At 67.2% G+C, this 1,994-nt stretch carries 3 protein-coding genes and 1 pseudogene; 1 reads left to right on the plus strand and 3 read right to left on the minus strand.

All coding sequences use genetic code 11. The annotated features are described in order from the left end of the window. The 3 genes from AC6RA4_RS25140 to AC6RA4_RS25150 form a co-directional block, all read right to left on the minus strand. A partial coding sequence (locus AC6RA4_RS25140; protein WP_500165003.1) for an enoyl-CoA hydratase-related protein occupies window positions 1-914 on the minus strand: 914 nt, incomplete at its 3' end. A 165-nt stretch (window positions 915-1,079) separates the two neighbouring features. After that, the gene (locus tag AC6RA4_RS25145; protein WP_500165005.1) at window positions 1,080-1,304 is read right to left on the minus strand and encodes a hypothetical protein; all 225 of its coding nucleotides are present in this window, start codon (window positions 1,302-1,304) and stop codon (window positions 1,080-1,082) included. 38 nt (window positions 1,305-1,342) lie between these two features. After that, window positions 1,343-1,645 (minus strand): TraR/DksA family transcriptional regulator, encoded by a 303-nt coding sequence (locus AC6RA4_RS25150; RefSeq protein ID WP_500165007.1) that lies wholly within the window; start codon window positions 1,643-1,645, stop codon window positions 1,343-1,345. A 164-nt stretch (window positions 1,646-1,809) separates the two neighbouring features. Here AC6RA4_RS25150 and AC6RA4_RS25155 point away from each other — a divergent pair. Beyond that, window positions 1,810-1,994 (plus strand): annotated as a pseudogene (locus AC6RA4_RS25155) (MBL fold metallo-hydrolase); the annotation flags it as partial.

Below are 1,994 nucleotides of genomic sequence, written 5' to 3' on the forward strand. Positions count from 1 at the left end.
ATGCCGCGGTTCAGCGCCGCGAAGACCAGCTGGATCGCCAGCGGGCCGCCTCCCAGCACCGCGATGCGCTGCAGCTCCGGCAACGGCGCCTCCGCGGGGAGTTCCAGCCGGCGCGCCCGATGCTCGGCCACGACAGCGGCCCGCAGGGCGCGCGACTGCTCGGAGTCGCGGCAGGTCTGCGCCGCGTCCGCCTCGAAGGCAAGCCCGGCCTCGAAGGGCAGCAGGATCGCCGCCTCGACCGCGGCCACGATCTCGCGCGGGGCCAGCTCCGGCGCATCGGCCAGCGCCTCGCGGCGCGCCGACACCGCCTGCTGATACGCCACCGGGTCGGAAAAGCCGCTGCGGATGCCGGACGTCGGGTGCACCGGCCCGCCATCCTCGAGCAGCGCCGCGACGAATTGCGCCGCGCCGGACAGCGCGTCCTCCTCGACCACCAGATCGGCCAGCGCGTCAGCCGGCGCGTCGTCGATACAGACAGGCTGACCGGTGAGCATCAGCTTGAGCGCATCGCCGGCGCCCGCTAGCCGGGGCAGCCGCTGCGTCACACCGGCCGAGGGCATCAGCCCCAGCCTGATCTCGGGAAAGCCGATCCGGGTCGCGGCATCCGCCACCCGGTAATGCGCCGCAAGCGCCAGCGCGACGCCACCGCCCAGCACGGTGCCATGCAGCGCCGCCACCACCGGCACCGGGCTGGCTTCGACGCGCGCGCAAAGATCCGACAGCGTCGGCGCAGCGTCGGTCTTGTCGAATTCGGACAGTTCGGCCCCGGAGGCAAAGCCCGCCCCCGCACCATGGAGGATGATCGCGACCGCGCTCTCTTCCTCGGCGGCGCGGTCGAATGCCGCGATCAGATCGGCTCGGACCCTCTGGACAAGCGCGTTGGCCGGAGGACTGGCGATGCTGATCCGTACCACTCCGTCGCTTACCGAATACCCGACCGTATTCCGCGCGTCTGACATCTGCCCGTCCTTGCCTGCCGGCCCGTTTGCCGGCGCCTGTGCCCGCCGCGCTTATCTGCGCGATCACCGCGCATTAGACGGGAAACACCAGCTCAAGGCAAGGTTCGAAACCGCCGCGCCTCAGATCGGCATATTGTCGAACTGGTCTTCGACCTCGCTGTCGCCGTCAGGCCGAACCAGACGCAGCGCGCTTTGCGGCACCTTGCCGCCACGCGCCTCGAGCTCTTCGACATGGCGTTCGAGATCCTCAAGCAGTTCCTGCTTCGCGCTCGCATCGGCCAGCTCCCCGGCCCGGCGAATCTCGGCCTCGAGTTCGACGATGCGGTTCTTCAGCGCTTCGATCATGGTCTCATTCCTCCTCACAGCGGCCGGGAGCGACCGGCCTAATGGCTTGCCCGCCCGGCGCAGCTTGCGCAGAGCGCCGCATCCGGCAACAGATCGAGCCGCCCCTCGGGGATCGGCTCACCGCAATTCACGCAAAACCCGTACTCGCCATCGTCCATGCGCTGCAGCGCCGCGCGAATGCGCGCGATCTCGGCCTGGCCACTGGTGCCCAGACGTTCGAGCACCTCGTCGCCCTCGCGTTCGGTTGCGCTGTCATCCCAATCTTTCGGACGCGGCGCATCGAGAGAGTTCTCGATCTCCTCCAGCCGCGCACCAAGCTCCTCGAGCCTGTTGCATAGCATGATTCTGTAGTTTTCGTGCGACATGATGACAATCCCGCGGCCTCCTCCGAGTATAGTGATGAAACCATCGGCAGCCGGCCGCCTTGACGCAGGTCAATCGAGAAAGAATCCTTGCAAACATATTCACGTTTGCCTATGTGACTTTCGAAACGGAGGACCATCCCATGATCTCACCAGACGTCACCGCATTCTTCGACGAAGCCACCAACACGATTTCCTACGTCGTGCGCGATCCGTCCGGGTCGTCCTGCGCCGTGGTCGATTCCGTGCTCGACTTCGATTACTCCTCGGGCCGCACCGACACCCGCTCGGCGGACGCGATCATCGCCTTCGTCAAGGAGCATAAGCT

It is taken from the genome of Salipiger sp. (genome assembly GCF_059781815.1).

What these genes read in the sequence shown, in the direction of transcription:
- AC6RA4_RS25145 (WP_500165005.1), bottom strand. Translation starts at nt 1,304, where the DNA reads ATGATCGAAGCGCTGAAGAACCGCATCGTCGAACTCGAGGCCGAGATT.
- AC6RA4_RS25150 (WP_500165007.1), bottom strand. Translation starts at nt 1,645, where the DNA reads ATGCTATGCAACAGGCTCGAGGAGCTTGGTGCGCGGCTGGAGGAGATC.